This window comes from Methylobacter sp. (assembly GCF_004322395.1).
In the GTDB taxonomy this organism is placed as follows: Bacteria; Pseudomonadota; Gammaproteobacteria; order Methylococcales; family Methylomonadaceae; genus Methylobacter_A.
In genome coordinates this window covers 24,163-39,212 of record NZ_SCTW01000100.1, presented here as the reverse complement: position 1 = coordinate 39,212, position 15,050 = coordinate 24,163, and the positions used below count along the sequence as shown (strand labels likewise).

At 45.0% G+C, this 15,050-nt stretch carries 16 protein-coding genes; 9 read left to right on the top strand and 7 right to left on the bottom strand.

Annotated features, from left to right (window positions below; all coding sequences use genetic code 11):
• Nucleotides 1–530 precede the first annotated feature (530 nt).
• The 5 genes from aqpZ to EPO18_RS13445 all read left to right on the top strand — a co-directional run bounded on the left by aqpZ (nt 531) and on the right by EPO18_RS13445 (nt 4,411).
• Nucleotides 531–1,220 (top strand): aquaporin Z, encoded by a 690-nt coding sequence (gene aqpZ, locus EPO18_RS13460; RefSeq protein ID WP_292434019.1) that lies wholly within the window; start codon nt 531–533, stop codon nt 1,218–1,220.
• Between the two features lie 272 nt (nt 1,221–1,492).
• Nucleotides 1,493–1,645, top strand: coding sequence for a nuclear transport factor 2 family protein (locus tag EPO18_RS20720; protein WP_363331511.1), 153 nt, complete (start codon nt 1,493–1,495; stop codon nt 1,643–1,645).
• Nucleotides 1,646–1,707: 62 nt separating this feature from the next.
• Nucleotides 1,708–2,124, top strand: a complete 417-nt coding sequence (locus tag EPO18_RS13455; protein WP_292434017.1) for a glycine zipper family protein — start codon at nt 1,708–1,710, stop codon at nt 2,122–2,124.
• Nucleotides 2,125–2,519: 395 nt separating this feature from the next.
• Complete coding sequence (locus EPO18_RS13450) at nt 2,520–3,371, top strand: GNAT family N-acetyltransferase (protein ID WP_292434015.1); 852 nt, start codon at nt 2,520–2,522, stop codon at nt 3,369–3,371.
• Nucleotides 3,372–3,739: 368 nt separating this feature from the next.
• Nucleotides 3,740–4,411 (top strand): DedA family protein, encoded by a 672-nt coding sequence (locus tag EPO18_RS13445; protein WP_292434013.1) that lies wholly within the window; start codon nt 3,740–3,742, stop codon nt 4,409–4,411.
• A 401-nt stretch (nt 4,412–4,812) separates the two neighbouring features.
• On the opposite strand, the gene EPO18_RS13440 is transcribed toward EPO18_RS13445, so the two are convergent.
• The 5 genes from EPO18_RS13440 to EPO18_RS13420 form a co-directional block, all read right to left on the bottom strand.
• On the bottom strand, nt 4,813–5,409 hold the full coding sequence (locus EPO18_RS13440) for a DUF4166 domain-containing protein (RefSeq protein WP_292434011.1): 597 nt from the start codon (nt 5,407–5,409) through the stop codon (nt 4,813–4,815).
• Between the two features lies 1 nt (nt 5,410).
• Nucleotides 5,411–5,884, bottom strand: coding sequence for a DUF2269 family protein (locus EPO18_RS13435; protein WP_292434009.1), 474 nt, complete (start codon nt 5,882–5,884; stop codon nt 5,411–5,413).
• Entirely contained in the window at nt 5,881–7,167 is a 1,287-nt protein-coding gene (locus tag EPO18_RS13430; RefSeq protein WP_292434007.1) for an NAD(P)H-binding protein, read from the bottom strand. Before EPO18_RS13430 ends, EPO18_RS13435 begins: the two co-directional genes overlap by 4 nt.
• Before the next feature lie 246 nt (nt 7,168–7,413).
• The gene (locus EPO18_RS13425) at nt 7,414–7,950 is read right to left on the bottom strand and encodes a GbsR/MarR family transcriptional regulator (protein ID WP_292434005.1); all 537 of its coding nucleotides are present in this window, start codon (nt 7,948–7,950) and stop codon (nt 7,414–7,416) included.
• 359 nt (nt 7,951–8,309) lie between these two features.
• A complete protein-coding gene (locus tag EPO18_RS13420; protein WP_292434004.1) occupies nt 8,310–8,747 on the bottom strand; it encodes a hypothetical protein in 438 nt (145 codons plus the stop codon).
• Nucleotides 8,748–9,179: 432 nt separating this feature from the next.
• On the opposite strand from EPO18_RS13420, the gene EPO18_RS13415 reads away from it, so the two are divergent.
• Nucleotides 9,180–9,701 carry a DUF421 domain-containing protein gene (locus tag EPO18_RS13415; RefSeq protein WP_292434001.1) on the top strand — a complete coding sequence of 174 codons (522 nt, stop codon included), beginning with the start codon at nt 9,180–9,182 and terminating at the stop codon, nt 9,699–9,701.
• Between the two features lie 117 nt (nt 9,702–9,818).
• Complete coding sequence (locus tag EPO18_RS13410; RefSeq protein ID WP_292433998.1) at nt 9,819–10,340, top strand: hypothetical protein; 522 nt, start codon at nt 9,819–9,821, stop codon at nt 10,338–10,340.
• 16 nt (nt 10,341–10,356) lie between these two features.
• Here the strand turns inward: EPO18_RS13410 and EPO18_RS13405 are convergent, their stop codons facing one another.
• Both EPO18_RS13405 and EPO18_RS13400 read right to left on the bottom strand, forming a co-directional pair.
• Nucleotides 10,357–11,121 carry an ABC transporter permease gene (locus tag EPO18_RS13405; protein ID WP_292433996.1) on the bottom strand — a complete coding sequence of 255 codons (765 nt, stop codon included), beginning with the start codon at nt 11,119–11,121 and terminating at the stop codon, nt 10,357–10,359.
• The gene (locus tag EPO18_RS13400; protein ID WP_292433994.1) at nt 11,118–12,047 is read right to left on the bottom strand and encodes an ABC transporter ATP-binding protein; all 930 of its coding nucleotides are present in this window, start codon (nt 12,045–12,047) and stop codon (nt 11,118–11,120) included. Before EPO18_RS13400 ends, EPO18_RS13405 begins: the two co-directional genes overlap by 4 nt.
• A gap of 143 nt (nt 12,048–12,190) precedes the next feature.
• Here EPO18_RS13400 and ppx point away from each other — a divergent pair, with 143 nt between their 5' ends.
• On the top strand, nt 12,191–13,690 hold the full coding sequence (gene ppx / locus EPO18_RS13395; RefSeq protein WP_292433991.1) for an exopolyphosphatase: 1,500 nt from the start codon (nt 12,191–12,193) through the stop codon (nt 13,688–13,690).
• Nucleotides 13,691–13,700: 10 nt separating this feature from the next.
• Complete coding sequence (locus EPO18_RS13390) at nt 13,701–15,017, top strand: YfiM family lipoprotein (RefSeq protein ID WP_292433989.1); 1,317 nt, start codon at nt 13,701–13,703, stop codon at nt 15,015–15,017.
• Nucleotides 15,018–15,050 lie beyond the last annotated feature (33 nt).

The following is a 15,050-nucleotide window of genomic DNA, read 5'->3' as shown; positions in this document are numbered from 1 at the left end:
ATGCGGATACTGTATCCTAACTATCGACGCAATTTTGTGGCGGGCGGTTGATATTTTTTTCCGGTAACCTGTTGAAACAGCGACATACTTCAAGCCGGACGGAGTTTGCAATCCCGTCCGGCTGCATATATTAATGCGGAAGCGTAACGCTCAATAGAATTGCATCAGACACTAACTTCGGATCAGCAGGAGAGCTTTGTTATTGAGATGTTAAATGATGAATCGATGGGGAATTTGGAAATGAAGAAATGGAAGGTTTGGTTAAGAAGATAAGGGTTTTTGCGTATAGCGGTAGCTAAAGGTTAGGGTTAGTATCGCTTGGTGTGGATATTTATGGATTTGATTGCTCATGTTTTTTGGTGACGCTACTTGTATTTATTTTAGAGGTATTAAATTTATTCAACCTAATGAAAAAAATGATTTTTCGCTTTATTAAGGTATTAGACATGCAAATAACGCAATATTCTGCGTAGATTTAGAGTGCTTAATTTAGTTAAGTATCACAATCAACAACAAATAAGGAGAAAAGTATGGAAAAGTATGGTGCTGAGTTTTTCGGAACATTTTGGCTGGTACTTGGCGGGTGCGGAAGTGCGGTTCTAGCAGCTGCGTTTCCCAACGTGGGTATCGGTTTACTCGGTGTCTCGCTGGCTTTTGGTTTGACCGTTCTTACCATGGCTTATGCAATTGGGCATATATCCGGTTGTCACCTCAATCCGGCAGTTTCTGTCGGCCTATGGGCCGGCGGTCGTTTTCCAGCTAATCAATTGTTGCCTTATATCATTGCTCAAGTATTAGGGGCTATCGTTGCCGGTGGAGTGCTTTACCTCATAGCCAGCGGCAAGGCCGGTTTTGATGTGTCAGCGGGTTTTGCTTCTAATGGCTATGGCGCCCATTCGCCGGGTGGTTATTCTTTTCTGGCGGCCTTAGTCACAGAAGTTGTTATGACAATGATGTTCCTACTTGTCATTCTCGGCGCGACAGATAAACGAGCACCGCAGGGCATGGCGCCTATCGCTATAGGTTTTTGCCTTACCTTGATTCACCTGATAAGTATTCCGGTAACTAATACCTCCGTTAATCCTGCCCGTAGTACAGGTGTCGCTTTTTTCGTTGGCGATTGGGCTGTAGCTCAATTGTGGTTATTTTGGCTGGCGCCGATTGTTGGTGCCGTATTAGGCGCGGTAATCTACCGATTCATTGGCCGCACGGAAAATTAAAATGGTTTTTCTAGCTTATGCTTTCCGGATGAACTGCGGGTCTAATGAATTGCTCAAGGCGAACGTTGTAAGGTGGATGTTTGTAGAGTGGATTCGCCGCTAGGTAATCCACAGCGACTGCGACAGGCTGTCATCGGCATCACCCAAGGATGTGGGGAAGTTTCCGCTCCTTACCTACATCCTATAGGCAATGCAGATTTTGTATTAACGCCATGGATGGCGTGTAGTAGGGTAATGCAGGAGCAAAATATCTGCCAGTCGTAAAGCGCCTAATGCTGGTGCTCACGATCGCTGTTCCAGAGGCGATTTTACCTCTCCCATCCTTGGTAGTGGTACCTCTTGCATTTCGACTGACAATTGGCCTACGTAAGATCGACGGTCAGTGGTCAGTTGTGCATGAACATCATTCCATCCCTGCTACGTAACCCAACGGTTACATTCGGCACAAAATCGTATTTTCAATTATCCTCTGAAATAGGAGATTCTGATGTTTAAGATCTTTTTTGCTCTTCTCATTGTTCTGACAATGGAGGGCTGCGCATCGACCCGCCCGGTTCTTTATCCCAACCAGTATTTCAATAGCGTCGGGTCAAAGGCCGCGGAACGTGATGTCGAAAACTGCATGGAGCTCGCAGAGACTGCCGGCGCCGATTCCGGCGGCAGCAAAGCAGGGCGGGCGGCAACTAATGCTGCTGGAGGCGCTGCCATCGGTGCTGCATCGGGTGCCGTGGGAGGCGCGGTGGTGGGCGCGGCGGGCTCCGGGTCGGCGATCGGAGCGGCTTCTGGAGCCACCGCCGCACTGCTGCACTGGATTTTCAGCGAGCCGACACGCAACCCCGCCTTTGAGAACTTCGTAGATAGATGTCTTCAGGAGCGCGGGTATCAACCTGTTGGCTGGGACTAACGTGCATTACTCGAGCGACGGCTATTGTGCTCGTGCTCCTTCGAGTAGCTTGGATGGAGCTTGCGGAACCAGTGCTTTGTGTCCGCTACGCTTCATGCGGGCTGCTCGAAACGCATTTCACATGGAGCAAACAGGATGGCCTTTTACCATCGATGTCATTGTTATCCTGACGGGATACTTTACATGCTTGGACGTTGTCCGAGAGCGATGCCGGTGGTTATAGAATGAAACGATGCCATTACTCGAAGTGAGCCAAGTGAGTGTAAAACGCAAGCATTGGCAAACTTATTAGGTGCTAAGCGTAATAAGGGGCATGGACTACCTTGTGTTTTTCGGATAGATTTAGCAGGGACTGGCTCATCAGAGTTTGATCTCATTAATTCGATCGAAAAATCATGCAAAAAAGTAGCTATACAATAAGAACGATGACCCGGCAAGAAGTTAACATCGGGATCAACTGGGCTGCCGAAGAGGGATGGAATCCGGGGGTGTATGATGCGGATTGCTTCTATGCCGCCGACCCAAACGGTTTCCTTATCGGATTGCTTGGCGATGAACCCATTGCAACGATTTCAGTCGTTAAATACGGCAGTTCGTTCGGTTTTCTCGGGTTTTATATCGTCAAGCCGGAGTATCGTGGCAAGGGTTACGGTATTAAAATATGGAATGCCGGACTGGGGTTGCTTCGCGGTCGCACCATCGGTCTTGATGGTGTAGTCGCCCAGCAGGATAACTACAAAAAGTCAGGGTTTGCATTAGCCTATAGCAATGTTCGGTACCAGGGAACCGGCGGCGGGCATTATACGGCTGATTCCGGCATCGTGCCGTTGTCTACGCTGGCTTTTGATGATATTTGCGTATACGACCAACCTTTTTTTCCTGATAATCGCAAGGATTTCCTGAGGTGCTGGATAAATCAGCCGCAAAGTATTGCATTAGGTATTTTGAGTAACAACAAGCTGGCCGGTTATGGAGTTCTGCGCATCTGCCGTACCGGGTACAAGGTGGGGCCGTTGTTTGCAGACAGTCCGGAGTTTGCTGAACAGCTTTTCCTGGCTTTAAACTCACATGCTCTGGAAGGCGTTCCGGTTTTTTTGGATATACCGGCAGTGAATGCAGCAGCAGTCGATTTGGTGAATCGGCATAATATGATTGTCTCGTTCGAGACGGCTCGGATGTATACAGGGCAAAGACCTGATTTGCCGATAAACCGGTTGTTCGGCGTGACATCTTTTGAGCTTGGATGATCGCAAGTCACAGAAACTGTCCGTTGTAGTTCGGTATGTGAGCAAGCTTTACGTATTTTAATAGCACTTGATGCCACGATTTCTTAAAAATAGCGCAATTGAAAAGATGATCAACATAAGGAAATATTTTCCCCAATGTCCAGATCTGAAATGAAAATAATTTATGCTGGTTATATCCTGGTTATAGAGAACGACTGAAAAAATGTTCTATATCTTTACGCGGCTGGAAACCAGCTTTATGATAATGCTTCAGGTTAAAAGCCTGAATTTTATGCGATGACAACCTAAACGGATTTTTTACACACTCCATGTCCATATGTCCTTGATCATTAAAAACGAAATTTTTAATTTGATGACTGTAAACATGGTTGCAATTAGAACAGTATCTCAACGAAATTAAGGGCTTTATGGAAGAACTATTTATTGATTGGCTTAAGGAATACGGCTACGTTATTTTGTTTCTGTGGAGCATACTCGAAGGAGAAATGGGCTTGGTCATGGGTGGAATCATGTCTCATACCGGTGACATGCAGTACTTCATGACGATTTTTGTAGCGGGTCTGGGTGGTTTCACTGGGGACCAAATTTATTTTTACATTGGCCGTTTTAATAAAGGTTATATTCAGCGCAAATTGCACAAGCAGCGGCGTAAGTTTGCGATTGCGCATTTGCTGTTAAAAAAATATGGTTGGCCCATAATTTTTATGCAGCGCTATATGTATGGTTTACGTACCGTTATTCCTATGTCGATTGGCATTACCAAATATTCGGCAAAAAAATTTGCATTGATTAATCTTCTTAGCGCATGGGTATGGGCCGTAATTACTGTAACGCCTGCTTATTTATACGGTGAGGAAATATTAAATTTATTAATTAACGCTAAACAGTATTGGTATTTAGTACTGCCAACAGCTGGAGGGTTTCTATATGGAGTCTGTACTTATTTCCAAAAACTCGAGCGGCATTTTTTACAAAAAAGGACTAACCGTTTTCCGAAAATTGCGGAGCAGGAGTTAAGTAGTCCCCAAGAACTATTATAGCCATGCATACTGCATACTTTCTCCCAACGCTGTAAGGTTAGTTTTGAAGTCCGAAATGGATTGCCCTTTGAAGTGTTTAGTATGACGATTTTGGCCGTCAATTGTGATATCACAGAGTTTGTGCCAATCCCCAAGTATGGAAGCTTGGGGGCTGGCATAATTAGCGCAGTGGGCGAGCTCAATATAGGTGGCAACGCCAGTTATCGTTTAACCAGAATAGATAAATATAAGTTTTACATATTTATCAGTAGTGGTTCGGTAGCAAAGTTTACTTTGTTAATGAACAGCATGCTGTATAGAATTATTTTTTCCTGCATGTATCAGTGTACATAAACCTTCTCCTTCTTATTGTAATTTAATTTATCAGTCAGCACGGTTGTAAGCCCAGCTTAAGCCAATAGTCAGATTTTCGGCACTTTAAAAATACCGCCGTAGTAATAGGTTTTACCCCATAACGGGTGAACGATCTGAAAATCCAACAGGAATGAGTCTTCCGATAGCGCTTGTTCGCTGATGATAGCGCTTCCCAACAGCAGGCTATCAGGGATAGGCAGGGTTAGCGGCCCGAGTTTCAATAAATGCCCGCAGCTTCGATAAATCAGCTTGCCTTGTTCAACGCTGAGTTTTAAACGAATACCAAAGCCCATGCCGACCAACTCAATCAACTCATGATCCTGCTGCCAGACCATGCGCGAGGCAAATTGGCACCGCTTGCCGCCGGGAGCTTGAATATGTCGTTGCCAATAGAGTACTGACGGATCGGTTTGCTGCCATTTCTTTACCTGAACCGCCATCTGTTCGCCTTTTAAATCGACCAATGCACCCAACAAACGCAGCAGCTTTAACACCGGCGTTAGCCGACGGGGATAATCAATCGCCATATTGCCGGTTACGACAATCGCTTGCTGCGGTGCGGTTATCTGGTAATGGCGTTGAATGACAGCGGGCAGGGCGGCCCAATCTTCGCCAAGTACACGTTGTATTAGAGATGTATTCATATCAGCTCCACAATGTTGGTTTTAGGACCATTAACGCGACAATCAGAACCATGGCTATAAAAGCCGGAACTCCAAGCCAAAACCACATACGTGCATAGTTGAAATACTGCGGACTTAATGCGGTTTGTTGCAGAACCGCTTGCTTGGATAATTCACGCATACGAATTTGCAGCACCACGACCGGAAGCCAGCAAGCACCGGCCAGCAAATACAAAATGATAGAGGCTAATAGCCACGGCGTGGTGATTGAAAACGGCAGTTCTTGCAGCAGGTAATAGCCGGTTATCGGCTGGATCAAAATTGTCGGCGTGGTAAATAGCCAATCCGCCAACACGACATGTTTATTGGTCGTGTAAATGGCGCGAACGTCGCCATGCAAATCTGCCATATATTTGTAAAAGGCACTGCCGAGGCCAGTGCCGAATAGTAAAATCATGCTCAAGATATGCAAGCTTTTAAAGGTCAAGTAAATCATGGTCTTTCCTCTTCAATAATTAACAACACAAGAATTGCCGGTAGTAACGGCAAGTTTTTTATTAACGGGCCGAAAGGATGCAGCCAAAATTCCGGTAAGCAGAAACTGATCACCACGCTGTAGGCCAGCATGATGCTGATTTGCAGCATCGCCACCAGCCGAACTCGCCAGCGTATTAACACCAAGATGCCCAAGAGAAAGTCGGCCAGCGATGCGCCGTACAGGGTCAGCGGCGCCCAGGCTCCGGTAATGCCGACGCGGCTGAGCATTTGATAACTGTCAGCTACCGGATACAGGAATGCCGACACTAAGCCGGCCCACAACCAGACTAACGCGATGCTGATGTTTAACAGCGGACGCAGAAAATACAAACGCGCATGCCAACGCTCGGCTTGCGAGGCAGGTGATTCCTGCAATGTCTGTTCCAGGCTGTTTGGGCTATGGCCAAGATAGTCGGTAAAGCCTTTTGCGTCGGCGGTATTGCCGTGTTGCAGCATGGTGATGCTTTGTTTGTTGAGTATCGGTTCATCGACACAAACAGCTAGAGGTGAAATTGCGGCTAGCCACGTGCCGGAAATGTGAAAGGGTATTAACTTTCGTCCCAAGTGATTGGCTAGCAAATTCATCAAACTTATAAAAGGGATAGGCTTCGGGCCGACGGCATTAATAATTTGCCGTGCCGGTGTCTGGGGCTTTAATGCCAATAAAACCGCCTGCTGCAAGTCTTTGATTGCCACCGGCTGTAAGGCTTGCTGACCGTCATCCATAATCGGGGTTATCGGTAAACCGGCCAGCGCCGTCAATAAACCCATGCTTTTAGCGCCTGATCCGAACACCAGCGAGGGTTTGAAAATAAACCAATCCAGGTCCAGCGATTGCAGCAGTGCATCGGCTTTAGCCTTACTGGTGAAATATTCGGTCGTTGCATTGAGCTCCGCCCCTAACGCGGAAATCTGTACGACTTTTTTTACCTGCATTTGGGTGCATGCTTTAAACAAGGCGGCGGGCGCCAGATGATGCAGCTGGTCAAAGCTCGCCTGGCGGGTTTCTTTGATAATGCCCGCCGCATTAATAACGGCATCGATATGCTGTAAATGGGGCAGCCAATCGTCGCTATTGGTGGCGGTAGCAAGATCCAAGGCAACGGCTTTAATTGATGGAAACTGACTCAGCAGTTGTTCAGGCTGTCGACAACACACTGTGACTTGATGATTCCCGGCTAATAAGGCGCGTAACAAATGCTGACCAATAAAACCGGTTGCGCCGGTGAGGAGTATATTCATATTGTAATTACCGTTATTTCTGAAATTTAAGAAATCAATGCGCAAAGTGCTACCTTAAATCATCTTTGAACAAGCTGATTTCCAATAGAATCTAGCGGAGGAATTGTCCACGAAAAGCACGAAAGACACGAAAAAACAGCCGGCAGAGCTGTGTTACGCAACTTTTCGTGTTTTTCGTGCTTTTCGTGTTTTTCGTGGACCTTGTTTTTTCTATCTATCGGATTCTGGAATGTTCTTTATCGGGCGTTACTTATTGGTAAACGGCAATAACCTAACTACAGTATCGCCGAGTTTAACCAGTTGCATTAACGTATTGTTTGGCAGTTTTCTAAGTTGATCGTACCAATGAGTCATTACCTCCAAAAAGTCCAACATATCAGCCATGCGCTTTTTAACTTCGGCATCGGTTTCAGTATCGGCATTTGCCTCAATGCAAAGATCGCGCAGTAACGAAAGCGTGGGGTCAATTTCTCGTTTTCTGCGTCCTTCCACGACTAAATTGAACATCTCTTGCACATCTTTAATGGCTTCAAAATAATCGCGTCTATCGCCTACCACCACATGGGTGACTTTGATCAAGCCAAAGCTTTGCAATTCTTTCAAGCTTGAGGAAACATTCGATCGCGCAAGAACCAGGGTATCGGCAATTTCTTCAGCATTAAGCGGTTTAGGAGAGAGATAAAGCAATGCATGGACTTGGGCAACGGAACGATTAAAGCCCCAGCGTGTACCCATTTCTCCCCAGTGCAAAACAAAGCGTTCCATAGAGGCGGTGAGAGTCATAATTATTCTCCTATTTCTGTTTAAACAGAAATTAAAGAAATTGACGGATATTGTCAAGCTTTTTGTTTTTGCCGGGAGGCTGAACGTCATAATCAGACGCTGCAAGACGGAGATTTGTAAGGTGGAAAAGCCGGGTTAGGTCAGATTTGATGCATTATTCCTTCATCTAACATAATGTAATTCATGTTAAATTGAATAATTGTCATGGCGCTCGCTTTAATAAATGCCACGCCATGTAAGGGGTGCGCAATGCGCTCTCCTTACATGGCTTCACGTTCCCTTAAGGTTTTGTGAATTTTTTTAAAAGAAAATAAAAACTTGAATAATTCAGATCTTGTTCTTGAATTAATAACAGCGGGCTAAAGGGGCCTGCTATCTTCCTCAATCAATTCTTCCTGTTCTAAATTTTTATCTCCTTGTTCCGGACTTTCGGCTTTGAACAGCTCGGAGATAAGCTCAATTTCAGCCGCGAATTGGGGTATCGCAGGAATTTTCCAGGTTTTTCCTACGATACGAGAAAGTAAGTTATTCAACCAAGGCCGGTTTGATTGTGCTTGATGAATGATTAATTTGTAGGATTCCTCATCCTTAACAACGGCAAAATCTTCCAGCGAAACTTCGATCATTTCCGCTTCGCCGTAGAGCTGTGTTTGAACGTATGCTGTTCGCGCATCAAGGTCAAAACTAAAATCTTTTAATTCTGCAATACCCTTAAGCATTATATTTGCCCCCCATATAACCATCATGTTGGGGGTCAATTTTATTGCCATTTTTATTAAACCGGTTTTAAAACTCATTTTTAGCCTTTTCAGTTATGTGATAAGTTCTTTAATCTAATCGTTTTTATTTTAATCGCTAAACATAATTCCAAAATGTTACCAAACTCCTTTAGTTAATTCTATTTTGTCAGCAAAATAACAATACAACAGAACGGTCAGGTCTGGTAAATAATGTTGCATCAACAAGCAGTTTTTCAAAATACTCCGACTTTGCAGTTTCGTGAGTGGCTCTGAGTTTTAGCGGGAATGAATGGTTTGAAACCCCATAAGAGCCATCGATAAATTCGATGAAATCACGAAAAGATGGGTATGATTCAATATATAAACATGGCCAGCTCTTTGTTGTCTTGGCAATAACGGACCTTATCGGACATAATCTGTCATGAGTCATAACACTCAAATAAATGGGTGGTTAGAGCGAGATGTAGACCATATTAAAGGCGATACTTTATGAATATTGATTGGAAAACTATGTTCTTACCTGATGTTCCTATCATCGAGATCATAGTGCGCGGATCGATAATGTATCTTGTGCTCTTCATTCTGCTACGCATAATTCTTAAGCGGCAGTCTGGAACACTTGGGATAACCGATTTGCTTTTGATCACTCTTATTGCCGATGCCTCGCAGAATGGTATGGCTGGTGATTACAAATCTCTTCCTAATGGAATAGTGCTTGTTGCTACCATTATTTTTTGGGATTACGCGCTCGACTGGCTGAGTTTTAAATCTCATCGTTTCCAATGCCTTATTAAATCGCCGCCTCTCCCTCTGATAAAGAATGGTCGGTTATTACGCAGAAACATGAGGAAAGAATTAATAACTGACGCGGATTTGATGGAACATCTGCGCGAACAAGGAATTTCCGATGTTTCAGCAGTGAAAGAGGCTTATATTGAGGACGATGGACGGATAAGTGTGATTGAAAGCGAAGAAAATCATCATCAAGAAGAAGAAAGAAAAAATATTTGAAAGGGGCAAGGCCGGGATCAAACCAGGCGTATCAATGAATTCCAATATGGAGTAATTTAAGCAGTAGGTTTTTACGGTGATGACCGTTTTTGTCGCCTACCAACTACGAGGAAATTTATGAAGCACACAGTATTATTAATGTTACTGCCGATGGCCTTAAGCGGTTTCGTAGTCACCGGTTGCGAACAAGGACAAAAAGCGGAAAAAGTAAGTCCGGCCGTACTTAAAAAATATTCTAAAGCAACAACCTTAGAAGGCGTGGTCAGCAATAATAAAGGCGTGATTAAAACCGGTAGGGTGGAAGTGACCGATGAAAGCGGCCGCCTTATTACTCATGCGGCTGTGGATAGCGGTCATTACAGTATAGAAATTCCGGCCAATACGATTTTGCCTATTCTGTTGACGTTTTCTTCCGAGTCGGGTGAGAAATTAGTCGCCGCAGTCATTCATGACTCGATCACCAGATATGAGATTAATCCATCCTCGACAGCGATTGCTAAAGCCGCAAAAGCGATGGGCGGCTATACCCATGCCAATATGATCCGTGCGGCGGAAGATACTGCGCATGTTCCTGACGCTAATAAAACCACCACCGGTTGGCGCGGCGATCCGACTACGCAATACGGCGGTTGGCATTAAAGAGTTTCTTATTTTACTAATTTTTAATCCCAACACCTTTATGCAAAAGGTAAAGACTAAATAAGGTCAAGGTAATAATAAATCCGCCGGTAATGATAAAGCTCATTTGAATGTCAATATCCGTCACGCCTATCAAGCCGTAACGAAAGGCATTGATCATATACAAAATGGGGTTTCCCATTGAGATGCTTTGCCAAACACCGGGCAACATATCGACTGAATAAAAAACGCCGCCCAGATAGCTTAACGGGGTTAACACAAAGTTCGGGATAATCGAGATGTCGTCGAAACTCTCCGCAAGTATCGCGTTGATAAAGCCGGCCAACGCAAAGACAGTGGCTGTTAGCACCATGATGGACAGGGTAATCGTAATGTTATTAATCTTGATATCTGAAAATAACAGGGATATTAAGGCGACCACCACGCCCACCAGTAATCCGCGAATAATGCCGCCGCTCACATAGCCGCCCAAAATCACCCAGTTGGGTATCGGGGCAACCAGTAACTCTTCAATATTCCGCTGGAATTTGGTTGAGTAAAACGAAGACACCACATTAGCATAAGAGTGACTGATAACCGACATCAGAATAATACCGGGGACAATGTAATCCATATAACTGGCGCCGCTGATAGTACCTACGCGTTCGCCGATCAATTTGCCGAAAATCAGGAAATACAGCGCGGTGGTAATGGCTGGGGGCAGCAAAGTTTGCGGCCAGATACGGATAAACCGGAATATCTCTTTGATAACGATGGTTCTAAAAGCAATGGAGTAGTTCATCGTTTATCACCTGTTGGGTTTGAATCTATCAAATCCATAAATAACTGTTCCAGCCGGTTAGTCTTGTTTTTTAAGCTAATAACTTCGATATTCTGTGCGGTTAATTGACTGAACAGCTTGTTAAGCCCGTGTTCTTTAGGTATCGCGACATTAAGCGTCCTATCAGTTATTCGCTCAATCTGGCAGCCTTCGATCACAGGCGCCGCAGCAATCGGGTGCGCCAGATCCAATACAAAATGCTCCACATGCAGCCTTGCCAGCAAGCCTGCCATATCGGAATTTTCAACAATCCGTCCATGATTAATAATCGCGATATTGCGGCATAGGCTTTCCGCTTCTTCCAGATAGTGAGTGGTTAGAATGATAGTCGTGCCTTGCTGATTGACTTCCTGCATCATTTTCCACATGGAACGGCGTATTTCTATATCGACGCCGGCAGTTGGTTCGTCAAGAATCAACAGCTTGGGCGCATGTACTAAAGCTCTGGCTATCATGACCCTTCGCTTCATGCCGCCTGACAAGCGTCTGGAAACAGTGTCGCGCTTATCCCACAAATCCATTTGTTTAAGGCAGTACTCGGTGCGCTGCAGGGCGAGTTTACGCGGCGTGCCGTAATAACCGGCTTGGTTGAGTAAAATGTTTTTGACGGTGTCGAATTGGTTAAAGTTAACTTCCTGAGGAACCAGGCCGATGCAGCTTTTGGCTTTTTCCCGCTCACGCCTTAAATCATGGCCGAAGATGCTGACCGAACCGCTTGTTTCATTGATCAATGAGCTGATGATGCCGATAGCGGTTGACTTTCCGGCGCCATTCGGGCCCAGCAAGGCAAAAAAATCGCCGGCCTCAACATCCAGATCAATACCTTTTAAGGCCTCAAGGCCATTATTGTAGGTTTTTTTTAGATTACGCAGGGATAATGCATTCATGCTGAAACTAACACTTAACGGAAGCCTTTAAATAAGTTAAAGTGGGCGCGAATTTATTCGCGTTTATAGCGGCAACGCGAATAAATTCCAGCCCACAATTTTATCAGATATTAACACGCTTCATAGACAAAACTGGATAACTCGTGCCGAAGAAACCTCCCGAAATCGTTGCCGCCGTTGACTTGGGCTCTAACAGTTTCCACATGATTGTTTGCAGCTTAACTAATGGAAACTTGCAAACTCTCGACCGACTTAAAGAAATGGTCAGGCTTGCATCCGGCCTGGACAAAAAGAATTACCTCGATGCCGATACCCAGGAAAGAGCTTTAGGCTGCCTGGAGCGTTTCGGACAGAGAATCCGGAACTTTCCGCCGGAAAGCGTCAGGGTGGTCGGCACCAGTGCTTTGCGCCAAGCTAAAAACTCCCAGCAGTTTTTGGAAAAAGCTGAAAAAGCGCTCAACCATCCTATCCATATCATTTCAGGCATCGAAGAGGCCCGCTTAATTTATCAAGGGGTTGCGCACAGTCTGGGCAGCAATGCCAATTTACGGTTGGTTATGGACATAGGCGGCGGCAGCACCGAATACATCATTGGTTCAGGCGACACGCCCATAATAAAAGAAAGTACGCCGATGGGTTGCGTATTGGTAAGTAACGACTTTTTTAAAGATGGTAAGCTATCCAAAAATGCATTCACTCAGGCAACCTTGTTCGCAGAACAACAGCTTGAACCGATCCAGAAACAATTTCAGCGTGAGAACTGGGGCGAAGCCATCGGCGCATCAGGCAGTTTAAAAGCTATTGATAAGGTTCTTCAAGTCAAAAACTGGAGCAATAACGGTATCACCCGGGAAGGACTGGAGCAACTGGTCGCCCATATTAACCAATGCAGTCATATTAATGACCTTAACTTGCCGGAACTCGATCCTGAGCGTCTCCCTGTATTTCCCGGCGGTGTAGCGATCCTCTACGCTACTTTCAAAAGCTTGGGCATTCAGCAAATGACCGTTTCTGACGGGGCGTTGAGGGAAGGGCTTATCCAGGACTTGCTGGGCCGGCTTTACGATCATGATATTCGCTCGGCAACCGTGCAGGGTTTAGCGGATCGTTACCATATCGATAAAGAACAGACTGCCCGTATTAAACAGACTATTAGCTACATGCTTGATCAATTAGGCGATGATTTCTGCGGGCCGAACCACGAACATGTTGTTCAGTTTTTAAACTGGGCTGCGGACCTGCATGAGATAGGGCATGACATCGCTCACGGCCAATACCATAAACACAGCGCTTATATTATTGAAAACGGCGACTTTGCCGGTTTCTCCAGGCAAGACCAAATTTTATTGGCAATCATCGTAAAATCGCATCGACGTAAATTCTTGCGAGCTCATTTTAATAAATTACCGTCTCCGTGGAATGTTGACGCCCCCATTCTGACCGTAATTCTACGGCTGGCAGTGTTGTTGCACCGCAATCGCCAGCAGCATAATTTGCCCGATTTTAAAATATCGCTAACAAAGCCAAAAATCCGCTTACAGTTTCCTGACTATTGGCTGGCACAGGCGCCGCTGACTCATGCCGATTTAATTCAAGAAGCTGATTATTTAAAATCGGCAGGATTTAAACTCGAATTTGTCTAAGCATCAATTGATGAAAACTTTATTCGACAACCGCTTTATGCATTGGTTTGTTCCCTACATCCAAGTCGTCGTACGTCTTTTGTTGTATTGCATTGGTGTATTAGTCATCTTAAGCATCATGCTGGTGTTTTTCGGCGTTGGCGATAAACCCGACCTTGAAGTGGGATGGTCGCCGACGCGTGACGATCTGGTCAGGGCAAAAAAAATTCTGCATGAAGGTTCCAAAACTAAGCCTGATGAAATTGGTATCATTGAATTAACCGAGGCCGACCTGAATCTTGCCGGCAATTATTTGTTAAACCGGTATAGTAAAAGCGCCGCTCTTATCGAACTGAAAAACAACAAGTTGAGGTTCGAAGTTACCATAACTTTGCCGGAAAATAGTATTGGTAAATATTTAAACATCAGCTTTAGATTAGGTAATGCTGAAAATAATGATCTTCCGGTCATAACCAAATTTAAAGCCGGAAAGTTATTGTTACCGGCGAGACTGGCTGCCTTTGTTATTGATACCGTTATTCAGCATTCATCGTTGAATGAATATTTCATCCTGGCAACCCGGCCCATCAAATCGGTTAAAATCGACACGCAAAAGCTCACCATTACTTACTATCCGAATAAGGATACATTGATTCAGGCGCGAAACTTCCTGACTCATACAGGCGACAACGCTACGCTGAACATTTATCAGCAAAAATTGGCCGAAATCGTTGCCAAACACGATCCGGCATGGCGATTGTCGCTTGCGGAACTGTTGCGTCCGTTGTTCGAGCTGGCTTACCAGCGCTCTACACTGGAAAACGCTATTGATGAAAACAGGGTTGTTATTTCCGCGATCAACGACTACGTCAATAAAAAGGAGACCAAAAAACTCCTGTCCACACCTGAATCTGCGCCGGCAACCGGACAGCAATATTCTGCTTTCTTATATAAACGCATAGATCTTGCTCAACATTTTATAGGTTCGGCCGCGCTTACCGCATCGGTAAATAAGCAAGCAGCGCAGATTGCGGGTGAAGAAAAAGAGCTAAGCGACGCACACGGCGGCAGCGGTTTCAGTTTTATCGACTTAGCTGCCGATAAAGCAGGCACACGTTTTGGCGAAATGGCAACATCATCACCGGAAAATGCACGGAAAATGCAAAAAGCCATGTCCGAGATAAAAGATTACAGCGATTTTATGCCGGACCCCAGATATCTTCCTGAACACATGAATGAGGCCGACTTTAAACAACGTTTTGAATCGATAAACAGCCCCGTTTATCAGGAGATCTCGAAGCAGATTGATGAGCGGATTCTAGCCATGCCTATTTATAACGCAGAATAAAAAAAGGGAGCTAAAAAGCTCCCTAAATTTACT